The sequence below is a fragment of the Lacticaseibacillus jixianensis genome (assembly GCF_003946485.1).
Lineage (GTDB): Bacteria > Bacillota > Bacilli > Lactobacillales > Lactobacillaceae > Lacticaseibacillus > Lacticaseibacillus jixianensis.
In genome coordinates this window covers 139,809-153,999 of sequence record NZ_RHOJ01000002.1, presented here as the reverse complement: position 1 = coordinate 153,999, position 14,191 = coordinate 139,809, and the positions used below count along the sequence as shown (strand labels likewise).

The following is a 14,191-nucleotide window of genomic DNA, read 5'->3' as shown; positions in this document are numbered from 1 at the left end:
ATCATTCAAGGAGGAGCTCATGTTTGTCGATCAAGTGACAGTAGAAGTTGAAGCCGGCAAGGGCGGGGACGGCATGGTGGCGTTTCGCCACGAAAAGTTTGTGCCCTTTGGTGGGCCGGCCGGCGGCGATGGCGGCCACGGCGGCAGCATTGTGCTCTACGTCGATCCTGGCCTGCGCACGCTGATGGATTTTCGCTACCAGCGCCATTTTCACGCGAAGGCCGGGGGCAATGGCCTCGGAAAGCAGATGTACGGACGCAAGGCCGAAGACATTCGCTTGGCCGTTCCTGCCGGTACCACGGTGTACGACGCCGACACGCACCAAGTGATCGGCGACCTGACGGCCAACGGCCAGGAGCTGGTCGTTGCGCGCGGCGGGCGCGGCGGGCGCGGCAACGTCCACTTTGTCTCACCGAAAAACACGGCGCCGGAAATTGCTGAAAACGGTGAGCCCGGGCAGCACCGGTTCGTGACCTTGGAGCTGAAGGTCCTGGCCGACGTCGGGCTGGTCGGCTTCCCGTCTGTGGGCAAGTCTACCCTGTTGTCTGTCGTGACCTCCGCCAAGCCGAAGATCGCCGCCTATCAGTTCACCACGCTGACCCCGAACCTGGGGATGGTGCAGCTGGACGACGGTTCCGACTTTGTCATGGCGGACCTGCCCGGGCTGATCGAAGGCGCATCCAACGGGGTCGGGCTGGGCTTCCAGTTCCTGCGCCACGTGGAGCGCACCCGCGTCATCCTACACCTCGTCGAGATGGATCCGGCAAACGGCCGCGAGCCGCTGGATGATTACCACCAGATCAGGCAGGAACTCGGCACCTACGACGACAATATTTTGAAGCGGCCGCAGCTGGTCGTTGCCACCAAGCTGGACATGCCCGGCGCCGAGGAGCGCTTTGAGGCGTTCAAGGCGGCGCTGCTCAAGGAAGGCGTGCCGGCGGCGAATATTTATGCCATTTCCAGCATCACGCATAAGGGCGTGAGCCAGCTGATGCAGGACACGGCCCAGGCGCTGAAGTCGGCGCCGGTCTTCGAGCCGAAAGCCACCGCCGAGCAGGCCGTGGCGCATGAAAAGGCGACCGAGGCGGAAGTGGCCGTGAGCCGCGATGACGACGGCACGTTCATTCTGAGCGGGTCGAAGGTCGAGCGCCTCTTCAAGATGGCGAACCTGGATCACGACGACGGGGCCCTGCGCTTCGCCCGCCAGCTTCGCAGCATCGGGGTCGACGACGCGTTGCGGGAGGCCGGCGCCAAAACCGGCGACCTGGTCGCGATCGACGATTTCACGTTTGAGTTTGTGGAATAATAATCGGGCATGCACAAGATTAAGGCGGGATAGTATGGAATCAGCCCAGCCTAAACGGCGTTACATCGGCGGCTTTGACGGGTTAAGGGCTTTGGGGGTCGTGGGGGTCATCCTCTACCACCTGCGGCCGGACCTGTTTCAAGGCGGCTACTTGGGAGTCCTTTTGTTCTTCGTGATCTCGGGGTATCTGATCACGGATGGCTTTGGCCGTCAGTATGCCCAAAGCGGCACGCTGGCCCTCAAGGCCTTTTTCATCAAGCGGGTGCGGCGGCTTTATCCGGCGCTGGTCACGGTGCTGTTTGGGGCCAGTGCGTACATCGTGTTGTTTGCGCGCGATCTGCTGGTCAACCTGCACAAGATCGTGCTGAGTAATTTGGCCCTGGTTTATAACTGGTGGCAGATCGCCAATGGCCAGTCGTACTTCGAGCGGTTCGCCCATAACGAGTCGCCGTTTGTGCACCTGTGGACGCTGTCGATCGAAGGCCAGTTCTACCTGCTTTGGCCGTTCCTGTTCCTGCTTCTAGTTCACTTGTTCAAAAGCGCGGGCAAGCGGTTCGCGGCGACGATGACGTTGGCTTTGGCCAGCGGCGTCTGGATGGCGGTGCTGTACCGGCTGACGATGCTCGGCGGGGGTGATCCCAGCCGCCTGTACTACGGCACGGATACGCGCATTTTTGCCTTGCTGATGGGCAGCGCGCTGGCGTTCATCTGGCCGAGCCAGAAACTGGCCGCCGACCTGCCGCGGCCAAGCCGCTGGCTGCTTGATGGGGCCGGCACGCTGGCCGTACTGGCCATGGGCGCCAGTCTGCTGCGCCTGGGCGACCAAAGCAGCGCGTTGTACGAGGGCGGCATGGTTGGCTTTAGTCTGCTGGCGATGCTGCTGGTGGCGGTGGTGGCCAGCCCCGCAACATGGTGGGGCCGGCTGCTGGCCAACCCGCTGTTTCACTGGATCGGCTCGCGTAGCTACGGGATCTACATTTATCAGTTTCCGGTCATGATCTTCTTTGAAAATGCCTTTCGCGACGTCGCCAATCATCCGGTCCTGTACCCGGTGATCGAAGTGACCATCATTTTGGTGATCAGCGAGCTGTCCTACCGGCTGATCGAGCAGCCCCTGGGCCACGCCAGCCGCGCCGACCTGGCCGCCTTTTGGCAGCGGGTCCGCGGCGGCCGGGGGGCGGCACTGGCCCGCACCCTGGTGGCGGCGTTTGCGGTGGTCCTGGTGCTGGGCAGTGTCGGCCTGGCTCAGGCCCCAGCGGCCAAGGCCCACGAAAGTGCTGAGGAAAAGCACCTCAAGGCCAACCAGGAAACCGCCGCCCAGAAGAAGGCGGCGCTGCAGAAAGCGAAAAAGGAGATCGCCGCGCAGAAGAAAGCGGCCGCGGCCAGCAAGGCCAAGGCCACCAAAAAGGCGCAGTCGGCCAGTCAGGCGGCCAGTGCCAGCAAGGCCACTGCCAGTTCGCAGTACGCGCACCCGGTCAACCGGGAGTTCGAGGCGTACTGCATCTCCCAGGCCGAGCTGCAGAAGGCCCAGACCCTCACGGTCACGGCCATCGGCGATTCCGTGTTGCTTGACGCCAAGCCGACGCTGCAGCAGCTCATGCCCAAGGCCTTCATCGACGGCAAAGTGGCCCGCCAAATGGCCGCCTCGGTCGAGCTGGTGCGCTCCTACGCCGCGCAGGGCGCGCTGGCGGAGAATGTGCTGATTGAGCTGGGCACCAACGGGCCGTTCAGCGACGCGCAGCTGGACGCGATGATGCAGGCGGTCGGACCCGAGCGTCACGTCTTTTGGATCAACGCGCAGGTGCCGACGCGGCCGTGGCAAAACACCGTCAACAAAATGCTGGCGGCCGGTACACGCCGCTTCAATAACCTGACCGTGATCGATTGGCACGGGTACTCGGATCGTCACCGCGACTGGTTCTACGACGACCAGGTGCACCCGAATCCGACCGGTAATAAGTACTACGCGGCGTACGTGACGAAGCGCCTGGTAGTCAACGCGAATCAGTGATCAGGGTCGAGCCGGGGCTTGGCCCTGTTTTGCGAGGACGGCGCGGTTTTGATTGCGCGTTCTTGCGCCGCGACCAGTGTGATAAAATAAGCCATAAGTGACGATAGTTAGGATGAAAATGAATGGAACTCTTATTTCTCGGTACCGGGGCGGGCTCGCCGTCCAAGACGCGCAACGTCTCAAGCACCGCACTCAAGCTGCTGGACGAACGCAACGAGGTGTGGCTGTTCGACTGCGGTGAAGGCACCCAGCATCAGATCCTGCAAACCAGCATCCGCCCGCGGAAGGTGGCCAAAATTTTTATCACCCACCTGCACGGCGATCACATCTTCGGCCTGCCAGGGTTTTTGACGAGCCGCGCGAATCAGGGCGGTGAGCAGCCGCTGACGATCTATGGTCCGGAAGGGATTGACCGGTTCGTCAAGACCAGCCTTGCCGTCACCGGCACCCACCTGCCGTACAAGCTCAATTTCGTCATCTTGAAGACGCCCGGGGTGATCCTGGATGACGACACGTTCCGCGTGTCGTTTGCCCCGCTCAACCACCGCATCACCTGCTTCGGCTTCCGCGTCGAGGAGAAGCCGCATGAAGGCGAGCTGATGGTCGAGAAGGTGCGCGAGGCCGGCATTCCGGCCGGGCCCGTGTACGCGAAGCTCAAGGCGGGCGAGCAGGTGACCCTGCCGGACGGCCGGACGTTTAGCGGCCGCGACTTTATCGGTGCGGCCCAGCCTGGCCGCACCGTGGCCATTTTTGGCGATACCCGGGCGGCCGATAGCGAGCTGAGTCTGGCCCAGGACGCCGACGCAATCGTGCACGAGGCGACGTTTGGGCCGGATGAGGCCAAGCTGGCCCACCAGTACTACCACTCCACGAACCTGCAGGCCGCCAAGCTGGCGGCCTTGGCGCACGCCAAGCGGCTGTACCTGACGCACATTTCGGCGCGCTACATTGGCAAGGGCGCGAACCTGCTGCAAAAAAGTGCGCAGCAGGTTTTCGCGGCGACCAAAGTGGTGCATGATCTAGAGGACGTGGTGATCCCATTCACCAAAGGAGGCAATCATGAGTAGACTTGATGGCGAAACGGTAGTCGTGACCGGCGGCTCCAGCGGCTTAGGCCGGGCAGTTGGGCTGGAGGCGGCCAAGCAGGGCGCGACGGTGGTCTTCCTGGCGCGGCGCAAGGACCGGCTGATCGCGGCCCAGGCGGAAGCCACGGCCTTGTCTGGCCAGCCGGCGTATGCGTTTGTCTGCGACGTGGCGGATCCCGTCGCCATCGAGGCCGTGGTGGCGCGCATCAAGCGCGACGTTGGGCCCATCGATGTGCTGGTCAACGCGGCCGGCTTCGGGCATTTTGAGGCCGCCGTTGACACCCCGATGCCCCTCGTGGAAAAAATGTTCCGGACCAACGTCTTGGGCCTGATGTACATGACGCAGCTGATCGGCCGCGAGATGATCGACGCGCGGCGCGGCCACATCGTCAACATCGCCTCCATGGCCGGCAAGATGGCCACCCCCAAGTCGGCGGTCTACTCGGCGACCAAGTTCGCTGTGGTCGGCTACTCCAACGGGTTGCGCCTGGAACTGCGGCCCTTCGGCGTGAACGTGACAACGGTCAACCCGGGCCCGATCAACACGGATTTTTTCACCGTCGCTCAGGCGAATGATTACTTGGCGCGCGTGAACATGATCGTGCTGGACCCGCAAAAGCTGGCCTGCCGGATCGTGCGCAGCTTCCACCGCCCCGTGCGCGAGATCAACGCGCCGGCCGTGATGACGGCTGCCGCTAAGTTTTACGACTTGTTCCCACACGTCGGTGACTTTCTGGCCGGCGGGCTGTTCAATCAGAAGTAGGGAGACCCATCATGAAAAATCAACAACGTTTGATCGTGGGGTTGGTGTTGGCGCTGGCGTTGATCGTGTTCGCGCTCCTCAACGGCCAAGGCGTCGCCGTGAACTTCTTTGGCGCGCAGTTCACCTGGCCACTGATCGTCGTGATCGTGGTCTCGGTGCTGATCGGCGCCTTGATCACCTTCCTGGTTTCGACCGCCAGCATGGCGCAGAGTAAAAAGGAGCTGAAGGCGGCCAAACAGACCGCCGCCAGTGCCGAAGCCGTGAAAGCGCAGGCCGTTAAGGACGCCACCGCGAAGCTGGAGACGCAGGTCAAGGACTTGCAGCAGCAGCTTGAGGCGGCAAAGGCCCAGCCAGCTGACAGTCAGCCCAATCAGCACTAACAAAACGCTGGCCCCGTGATCATCCAAGATCACGGGGCCAGCGTTTTGTCATGCCTGTGGTTTGAAGGCCATGGTCGCGGCGACCGCCTGCCGCCAGCCGGCGTAAAGCCGGGTGCTTTCGGCCGCTGCCATCTTTGGCGTGAAGCGCGTGCCGACCTTGAAGATATGCTGCAGGGCATCGGTATCTGGCCAGAACCCGACGGCCAGGCCGGCGAGAAACGCGGCGCCCAGCCCGGTCGTTTCAAGGATCGCGGCCCGCTCCAGCGGCGTCTGCAGCAGGTCCGCCTGAAACTGCATCAGGTAGTCGTTGTTGGCGGCCCCGCCGTCAACGCGCAGGGTCGCCAGTTCAATGCCGGTGTCCTGCGCCATCGTTTCGACCACGTCGCGGGTTTGGTAGGCCAACGACTGCAGCGTGGCCTTGATGAAGTCGTTGCGGGTGGTGCCGCGCGTCAGCCCAAAGACCGCGCCGCGCGCGTCCGGGTCCCAATACGGGGCCCCCAGCCCGGTGAAAGCGGGGACGACGTAGACCTCGTTTTGGCTGGTCGAGGCGCGGGCGGCCGTCTCGGACTCGGGGGCGGTGTGCACCAGCCCCATGGCGTCCCGCAGCCACTGGATGGCGCTGCCGGCGACAAAGACCGAGCCCTCCAGCGCGTACGTGACATGGCCGTTTAGCCCGTAGCCGATCGTCGTCAGCAGGTTGTGTGCGGACATGGTCGGCGTTTCGCCGGTGTTCATGACGATGAAGGAGCCGGTGCCGTACGTGTTCTTGACCATGCCCGGCTGCAGCGCCAGCTGACCGAACAGCGCGGCCTGCTGATCGCCGGCCATCCCGGCGATGGGCACGCGGCTGCCGTAGAAGTGAAACGGCGCCGTTTCGCCGTACACCTCGGCGTTGCTGCGGACTTCAGGCAGCAGCGCGCGGGGGATGTTCAGCGCCTTGAGGATCTCGTCGTCCCACTGCAGCGTGTGAATGTTGAAGAGCATGGTCCGGCTTGCATTGGTGTAGTCGGTGACGTGGATCGTGCCGCCGGAAAGCTTCCAGGCCAGCCAGGTGTCAATGGTGCCGAACAGCAGCTCGCCGCGCTCGGCGCGAGCCTGGGCGCCAGGGACGGCATCCAGCAGCCAGCGGATCTTGGTGGCCGAGAAGTACGGGTCGATCAGCAGGCCGGTTTTGTCGTGGACCTGCTGCCCGTAGCCGGCCGCCTGCAACTGCTCCGCCAAGGCCGTGGTTTGCCGCGACTGCCAGACGATGGCGTTGTGGATCGGCAGGCCGGTCTGCTTGTCCCAGATCACCGTGGTCTCGCGCTGATTGGTGATGCCGATGCCGGCGATCTGCCGCGGCTGGATGCCGCTTTTGGAAAAGGCGTCGGCGATCGTGGTGAGCACGGCGTTCCAGATCTCGTTGGCGTTGTGCTCCACCCAGCCGGGGTGCGGGAAGTACTGCGGGAACTCCTGCTGCGCGTCGGCGACGATTCGCCCTTCGTGATCGATGATCAGCGCCCGGGTGGAGGTCGTGCCTTCGTCCAGCGCCATGATGTAATGTTTGTCCATGGGTGCACTCCTTGTCAGTCTGATAGTCTTAGTGTAAGCGCTTCGGCCGACTTTGCAAACCCGCTCGGCCTTTAGCCCGATTTTTGCGGCTGCAAGCGGTTTATTTGCTTTTTGACCTGTTTTGACCAAACCCAATTTGGTACACTGAATGAGTAGAAGAAAGCTAGCTCAAGCCGCGATTAGGCGGCCAAGGAGGGTCATCGTGAATCCAGATAATTTAACCCAAGCCGTGACGGAGGCGGTCGCTGCCGCCCAGCAGATCGCGCAGGTGCGGCGCCACCAGGACATCGACATTCCGGAGCTGATCAAGAGCCTCGTGCAAAAAGGCGACCTGGGCGCCCAGCTGGTTCAGGACGCCGGGATCGATCTGAACGGGCTGAACGCGGCCATCGACCAGGCCATTGACCAGGAACCGGTGGTGGAAGGCGTCAGCAGCTACGGCCAGAACATGAGCCAGAACCTGTACCAGCTCTTCCAAGACGCGGACAAGGTCAAGGACTCCTTAGGCGACGAGTACATCGCCACCGAGGACGTGCTGCTGGCGCTGTTCGACCAGCCGTACAACGTGATCACCAAGTACCTGACGGATAAGGGCCTGACCGCCAAGAAACTGCGCCAGGTGGTCGATAAGGCCCGCGGCGGCCAGAAGGTCACCTCCAAGACCGCGGAGAACACCTACAAGGCGCTGGAAAAGTACGGGACGGACCTGGTCAAGGAAGCGCGCTCCGGCAAGATGGATCCCATCATCGGCCGGGACGAGGAGATCCGCAACGTGATCCGGATCCTGTCGCGGAAGACCAAGAACAACCCCGTGCTGATCGGCGAACCGGGGGTCGGTAAGACGGCGATCGTCGAGGGCCTGGCGCAGCGCATCGTGCGCAATGACGTGCCGGATAACCTCAAGAATAAGACCATTGTTTCCTTGGACATGGGCAGTCTGCTGGCAGGCGCGAAGTACCGCGGCGACTTTGAGGAGCGCTTCAAGGCCGTTTTGAACGAGGTGAAAAAAAGTGAGGGTCAGATCCTGCTGTTCATCGACGAGATCCACACCATTGTCGGCGCCGGGAAGGCGGAAGGCGCCATGGACGCCGGCAACCTCCTCAAGCCGATGCTGGCGCGCGGCGAGCTGCACTTGATTGGCGCCACGACCCTGGATGAGTACCGCGAGAACATCGAAAAGGATAAGGCGCTCGAACGCCGCTTCCAGCGCGTGCTGGTCCAGGAGCCGTCCGTCGAAGACACCATCTCGATCCTGCGCGGCCTCAAGGAGCGCTTTGAGATCTTCCACGGCGTGCGCATTCACGACGCCGCCTTGGTGGCCGCGGCCACGCTGTCGAACCGCTACATCACCGACCGCTTCCTGCCGGACAAGGCGATCGACCTGATCGATGAGGCCAGCGCTAACATCAACGTCGAGATGAACTCGCGCCCGACCGAGCTGGACGTGGCGGAGCGCAAGCAGATGCAGTTGGAGATCGAGATCCAGGCCCTGAAGAAGGAAACCGACCCCGCCAGCATGAAGCGCCTGACCCAGGCCCAGGAGGACCTGGCCAACACCAAGGAACAAACGACCAAGCTCAAGGCCCAGTGGGATGCCGAGAAGAAGGACATCAACCAGCTGAACGAGAAGAAGGAAGAGATCGATAAGGCGAAGCACGCGCTCGAAGACGCGCAGAGTCGCTACGATTTGGAGACCGCTGCCCGCCTGCAGCACGGCACCATCCCGCAGCTGGAAAAGGAACTGAAGGCGCTTGAAGCGACGGACCGGCCGGACGCTTGGCTGGTGCAGGAATCTGTCACCGAAAACGAAATTGCGGCTGTCATCTCCCGGCAGACCGGGATCCCGGTGGCGAAGCTGGTCGAAGGCGACCGCCAGAAGCTGCTGCACCTGCCGGACCACCTGCACCAGCGGGTGATCGGCCAGGACGAGGCGGTGGCCGCCGTGTCAGACGCCGTCCTGCGCTCCCGGGCGGGGATGCAGGACCCGTCCCGGCCGCTGGGCAGCTTCATGTTCCTTGGCCCCACCGGCGTCGGCAAGACCGAGCTGGCCAAGTCGCTGGCGGACAACTTGTTTGATTCCGAAAAGCACATGGTCCGCATCGACATGTCCGAGTACATGGACAAGATCTCCGTCTCCCGGCTGGTCGGCGCGGCCCCAGGCTATGTCGGCTACGAGGAGGGCGGTCAGCTGACCGAGGCCGTGCGGCGCAACCCGTACACCATCGTGTTGCTGGATGAAATCGAAAAGGCGCACCCGGACGTGTTCAACATTTTGCTTCAGGTGCTGGATGACGGCCGCCTGACCGACAGTCAGGGCCGTACCGTCGACTTCAAGAACACCATCATCATCATGACCTCCAACCTGGGCTCCGAGGCACTGCTTGACGGGGTCGAGGACAATGGGAAGATCACGCAGGCCGCCAAAGATCAGGTCATGGCGCAGGTGCGCACCCACTTCAAGCCGGAGTTCTTGAACCGGATCGACGACATCATCATGTTCAACCCGCTGCGGCTGGAGGACGTCGAAAAAATTGCGGTCAAGGACCTGGGCCAGCTGGGCAAGCGCCTGGCCGATCAGAACATCACGCTAGACGTTACCCCAGCGGCCGAGGAATGGCTGGCCAACAAGGGCTATGAGCCGGCGTACGGCGCCCGGCCGCTGCAGCGGTTGATCACGACCGCGGTGGAAACGCCGCTGGCCAAGCTGCTGATCGCTGGCAAGATCTTGCCGAACGCGACGGCGTTGATCGACGTGAAGGACGGGGCGTTGACCTTTTCCAGCCGTGAAAGTGAGGGCGCGCCCAGCCAGGTGTAAATTTTAGCTGTAAAGGTCTTGCCTTGACGCGAATATTTTAGTATGATTAGTCATGCTGTGATAGCAACAGGCTATCAATGCCGCTTGGCCTTGCAATTTCCGCCGGGTCCGGTATAGTAGAAAAGAAATCTAAAACAAAAGGGGTTTTCCGCTCATGGCAGTTCCAGCACGCAGGACTTCAAAAACCAAAAAGCGTATGCGCCGCGGTCACATCAAGCTGAATGTGCCGAACTTGCAGTTCGACGCAGCGACCGGCGAATACCGTGTCTCTCATCACGTCTCACCTAAGGGCTTCTACAAGGGCGCTCAGGTGCTTAACAAGGATACCAGCGCGAAGGCGTAATGGCCCTTTGCCCCAGATCATTTGATCTGGGGCTTTTTTTGAAGGTGCAGAGGGGCGACGAACTTAGCCCGACGATTAGCCTAGCTTCCACCATTGTCGGCGTATTTTGCCGACGAGGGTGGGAGCGTAGCTAATCGCTCGGGCGTTGTCGCCCCGGTGCCCGATTAAGCAAGGTGCAAAGCTCTTGCCGCACATGGCTGCCCAAGCGGTCCTGTTCACCTGGCCCAGCCGCACCCGTCACCTGCTGGTCGCTCTCTTTCCCTGAATCCGCTTCATTACTAGTGTTTAGCAGGAAACCCCTGCTTCCAATCAGGGGAGGAATGCCGTCCTGTACCTGCTTCTCCTTTACTAAAATGATGTCTTTACTGTCGAACATGTGTTTGCTATAATTCAACTGGAGGGATAGCCATGAAACAAGCCGTCACCCTGAAGTTGCGTATCCTACTTGCCGCAGAGGAAGCGCAGTTATTACAAGAAACAATGCGTCAATTTGCGGTGGGTTGTCAGTTAGTTTCACAGTATCTTTTTGACCACGGATTTGTCCTCGATCAAAATGTCCTGCACGAGGCTCTCTATCACAGACTGCGAGCAGACATTGGGCTGAAAGCACAAATGGCACAGTCCGCCATTCGCCACGTCATAGGCAATTATAAGACTGTGCAGACCCAAATGAAGTCAGAACCATATGCCTTTAAAGATCGTTATACAGGACAATGGACACGGTGTCCCCGTGACCTGACTTGGTTAAGGCGACCGCTGCAATATCGTAAGCCGCAACTCAAATTGGTCCGTAACCGTGACTGGTCGTGGCTTAAGGATGGTCGGCTGTCGCTCAACACTTTAGCAAAGCGACTCCGCGTCACGCCATATTTGCATGGCTTTGAACAATACCTGACGCCTGACTGGCAACTTGGGACGGCGACTGTCCTGCGCACGGGTGGCCATTATTTCTTGCACATCGCGGCGGCCAAAGAAGTCGCAACTGTTGACCGCACGCAGGTTAAGGATATTGTCGGCATTGATCGCGGCTTGCGCTTTGTGCTGGTCAGCCATAACCGCGCTGGGCAAACTACCTTTGTCTCTGGTAAGGCAATCGCGAGCAAGCGGGCCCAGTACCATCGCACTCGTCAGGAACTACAACGGAAGAACACGAAATCTGCCAAACGATGCTTACACCGCCTATCGGGCCGAGAGAACCGCTGGATGAGCGATGTTAATCATCGCTTATCGAAGACACTCGTCTCAGAGGCGTCCCCTAAGACTTTGTTTGTGGTTGAAAATCTGACTGGCATTCGTCAGCAGTCTCGTCGCCAAGCTCAGGCTCAACGAGAGCTCCATTCCTGGTCCTTCTTTGAGCTGGAACAAGCGCTTCGCTACAAGGCGACTTTAGCCGGCCATACAGTCATTGCGGTCTCTGCGCAATACACGAGTCAACGGTGCCCTAAGTGCGGTCGTATTGATAAGACCCAGCGTGATCATAAGCACCACACTTATCGTTGTGTAGCTTGTGGTTACCAAAGTAATGACGACCGAATCGCGGCCATGAACCTCGTGACTCTGGGCCAGCAGTACCTGTCTGGCAGCAACCATCCACGATTTACAAAAGAGGTTGTCGGGTAAACCCGATAACTGACGGGCGTTGTCAACTACCCGACGATGTGGCCGCAGCAAGTGGGAGCCTGGAAGGTGTTTGACCACTGTGTCGATGACACGCGAGCTACAAGCCACCGAATTCATTCGGTGGTAGTTGACTATCTGGTTTCCAACACTAGTTCTCGTGCTATACTTAAGGAAACCAACCTGAGGAGGCTCATTATGGCTGAAGATGAAGTGTATACGGCGTACCTGGAGCGGCTGCAGCAGGTGCAGCTGCCGCGCTGGGCAGACCTGCCGCAGTTTGACTTGTACATGGACCAGGTCGTGCAGTACGTCAACGAGCTGATCGCACCGCTTGACCTGGGGGAGCTGACCGCCACCATGGTCAACAACTACGTGAAAAAGGGCGTCATCACGCCCCCCACCAAGAAGAAGTATCACCGCGGGCAGGTGGCCAACATCCTGATCATCGCGATCCTCAAGTCTGTCTTTTCCTTGGACGAGATCGCCGGCGGGATCGACTATCAGCTGCAGGGGCGGGAAAAAGAGCAGGCGTTTGACGCGTTCATCATGGGCTTTGCCGGCGCGATCCAGCAGGCCAATACGAACTTTGCTGGCGGTGTCATCATCAACAAGGTGACCAAGGAAGACACGGTCAAGGTGCAAAGTGCCATGGTTTCGCTGGCCATCAACGCCGTTTTGCAGAAGATGCTGGTGTCGGCGATGATCACGATGGTGGCGCCGCAGCCGACGGGGAAAAAGGAGAAATAATCGTGCAACTGACTATTTTGTCGACCAGCGACACCCACGGCTTCATCGCCCCGACCAACTACGTCCGTCGCGGCCTTGACCTGCCATTTTCATTGAGCAAGGCCAAGCCGGTGATCGACGCGCTGCGGCAGCAGGCAACGGGGCCGGTGCTGACGATTGAAAACGGCGATTACCTGCAGGGCTCGCCCTTGGCGTACTACGCGGCCAGCATCAAGCAGGACCCACGGCTGGAAACGGCGGCCTATAACCAGGTGGGCTACGACCTTGGCATCGTGGGCAATCACGAGTTCAACTACGGCCGCGAGTACCTCAGCAAAGCGATCGCCACGTTGAACTACCCGGTGCTGTGCGCCAACATTCTGGACCATGGCGCGCCGGCGTTCGGCCAGCCTTACCAGATTTTTGAAAAAGGCGGGGTGAAGGTCGCCGTGCTCGGCCTGACCACCAGCTACATTCCGCACTGGGAAGGGCCGAGCCACATTCATGACCTGACGTTCGAATCCCCGGTCGCTGCAGCCAAGCAGTGGCTTGAGCGCCTGCACGAACTGGCGGATGTGGTCGTCATCGCCTACCACGGCGGGTTTGAGCGTGACCTGGAAACCGGTGAGCCGACGGAGGCGTTGACCGGCGAAAACGTCGGCTACCAGCTGAGTCAGCTGCCGGGCGTGGACGCGCTGGTCACCGGACACCAGCACCGCGAGCTGGCGGGGCTGGTCAACGGCGTACCGACCACCCAGCCAGGCTACCGCGGCGCGGACGTCGGCGTGATCACCCTGGACCTCAAGCAGACCCAGGCGGGCTGGCAAGTCGCTGGCGCGGCGGCCAAGCTGGTGGCGACCGGCGCGGCCAAAGCCGATGCCGGCGTGCTGGCTGCCGTTAAGCAGACGCAAAATGACACGGAGGACTGGCTGGATTCGCCGCTGGGCCGCGTGCAGGGCGACATGACGATTCAAGATCCCCAGGCCGCACGACGGGTCGAAACCCCGTACATCGAATTCATCAACAAGGTGCAAATGGCGGCCACCGGGACGGACATCGCCGGCACCGCCTTGTTCAACAACGAAGGCACCGGCTTTGGTCAGACCATCACGATGCGCGATGTGGTGACCAACTACATTTATCCCAACACCTTGGCTGTGCTGCGCCTGTCCGGAGCCGACATCAAGGCGGCCTTGGAGCAATGCGCCGAGTTCTTCTCGCTGCAGGAGGGGCAGCTGGTCGTCACGGAACGCTTTGCCAAGCCCAAGCCGCAGTATTACAACTACGACATGTACCAGGGCCTGGATTACACGCTGGACATTTCTCAGCCGGTGGGCCAGCGGGTCACTCGGCTGCTGTATCACGGCGCACCGGTGGCCTCAGACCAATATTACGAGGTCACGACGAACTCGTACCGCGCGGCGGGCGGGGGCAACTTTGCCATGTTTGACCCGAGCAAGATCGTCCGGGAGAATCAGAAGGACATGACGGAGCTGATCGCCGACTACCTGCAGGCTCATCCGGTCATTTCAGCGCGTGCGGACCATAACTTTACGGTTCTGCCAAAAATGTGACACCTAGTCACATTTTC

General features: G+C 60.9%; 11 protein-coding genes. 10 read left to right on the top strand and 1 reads right to left on the bottom strand.

Annotation, left to right across the window (positions count from 1 at the left end):
* Window positions 1–19 precede the first annotated feature (19 nt).
* From obgE to EKM85_RS11635, 5 genes are all read left to right on the top strand, one after another.
* On the top strand, window positions 20–1,306 hold the full coding sequence (gene obgE, locus EKM85_RS01765) for a GTPase ObgE (protein ID WP_125584558.1): 1,287 nt from the start codon (window positions 20–22) through the stop codon (window positions 1,304–1,306).
* Window positions 1,307–1,340: 34 nt separating this feature from the next.
* Window positions 1,341–3,317, top strand: a complete 1,977-nt coding sequence (locus EKM85_RS01760; protein ID WP_125584557.1) for an acyltransferase family protein — start codon at window positions 1,341–1,343, stop codon at window positions 3,315–3,317.
* A 122-nt stretch (window positions 3,318–3,439) separates the two neighbouring features.
* Complete coding sequence (rnz, locus tag EKM85_RS01755) at window positions 3,440–4,384, top strand: ribonuclease Z (protein ID WP_125584556.1); 945 nt, start codon at window positions 3,440–3,442, stop codon at window positions 4,382–4,384.
* Entirely contained in the window at window positions 4,377–5,165 is a 789-nt protein-coding gene (locus EKM85_RS01750; RefSeq protein WP_125584555.1) for an SDR family NAD(P)-dependent oxidoreductase, read from the top strand. Before rnz ends, EKM85_RS01750 begins: the two co-directional genes overlap by 8 nt.
* A gap of 11 nt (window positions 5,166–5,176) precedes the next feature.
* Window positions 5,177–5,545: a LapA family protein gene (locus EKM85_RS11635; RefSeq protein WP_125584554.1), complete on the top strand. Its 369-nt coding sequence runs from the start codon at window positions 5,177–5,179 to the stop codon at window positions 5,543–5,545.
* Between the two features lie 48 nt (window positions 5,546–5,593).
* Here EKM85_RS11635 and glpK read toward each other — a convergent pair whose 3' ends face one another.
* Entirely contained in the window at window positions 5,594–7,096 is a 1,503-nt protein-coding gene (glpK, locus tag EKM85_RS01740) for a glycerol kinase GlpK (RefSeq protein ID WP_125584553.1), read from the bottom strand.
* A gap of 202 nt (window positions 7,097–7,298) precedes the next feature.
* Between glpK and clpB the strand changes: the two genes are divergently transcribed.
* From clpB to EKM85_RS01715, 5 genes are all read left to right on the top strand, one after another.
* Window positions 7,299–9,911 (top strand): ATP-dependent chaperone ClpB, encoded by a 2,613-nt coding sequence (gene clpB, locus EKM85_RS01735; protein ID WP_125584552.1) that lies wholly within the window; start codon window positions 7,299–7,301, stop codon window positions 9,909–9,911.
* Between the two features lie 154 nt (window positions 9,912–10,065).
* Window positions 10,066–10,254: a 50S ribosomal protein L32 gene (rpmF, locus tag EKM85_RS01730; RefSeq protein WP_125584551.1), complete on the top strand. Its 189-nt coding sequence runs from the start codon at window positions 10,066–10,068 to the stop codon at window positions 10,252–10,254.
* A 408-nt stretch (window positions 10,255–10,662) separates the two neighbouring features.
* Complete coding sequence (locus EKM85_RS01725; RefSeq protein ID WP_125584550.1) at window positions 10,663–11,874, top strand: RNA-guided endonuclease TnpB family protein; 1,212 nt, start codon at window positions 10,663–10,665, stop codon at window positions 11,872–11,874.
* 195 nt (window positions 11,875–12,069) lie between these two features.
* Window positions 12,070–12,621, top strand: coding sequence for a DUF1836 domain-containing protein (locus EKM85_RS01720; RefSeq protein WP_125584549.1), 552 nt, complete (start codon window positions 12,070–12,072; stop codon window positions 12,619–12,621).
* Between the two features lie 2 nt (window positions 12,622–12,623).
* Entirely contained in the window at window positions 12,624–14,174 is a 1,551-nt protein-coding gene (locus EKM85_RS01715; protein WP_125584548.1) for a bifunctional metallophosphatase/5'-nucleotidase, read from the top strand.
* Window positions 14,175–14,191: the final 17 nt, after the last annotated feature.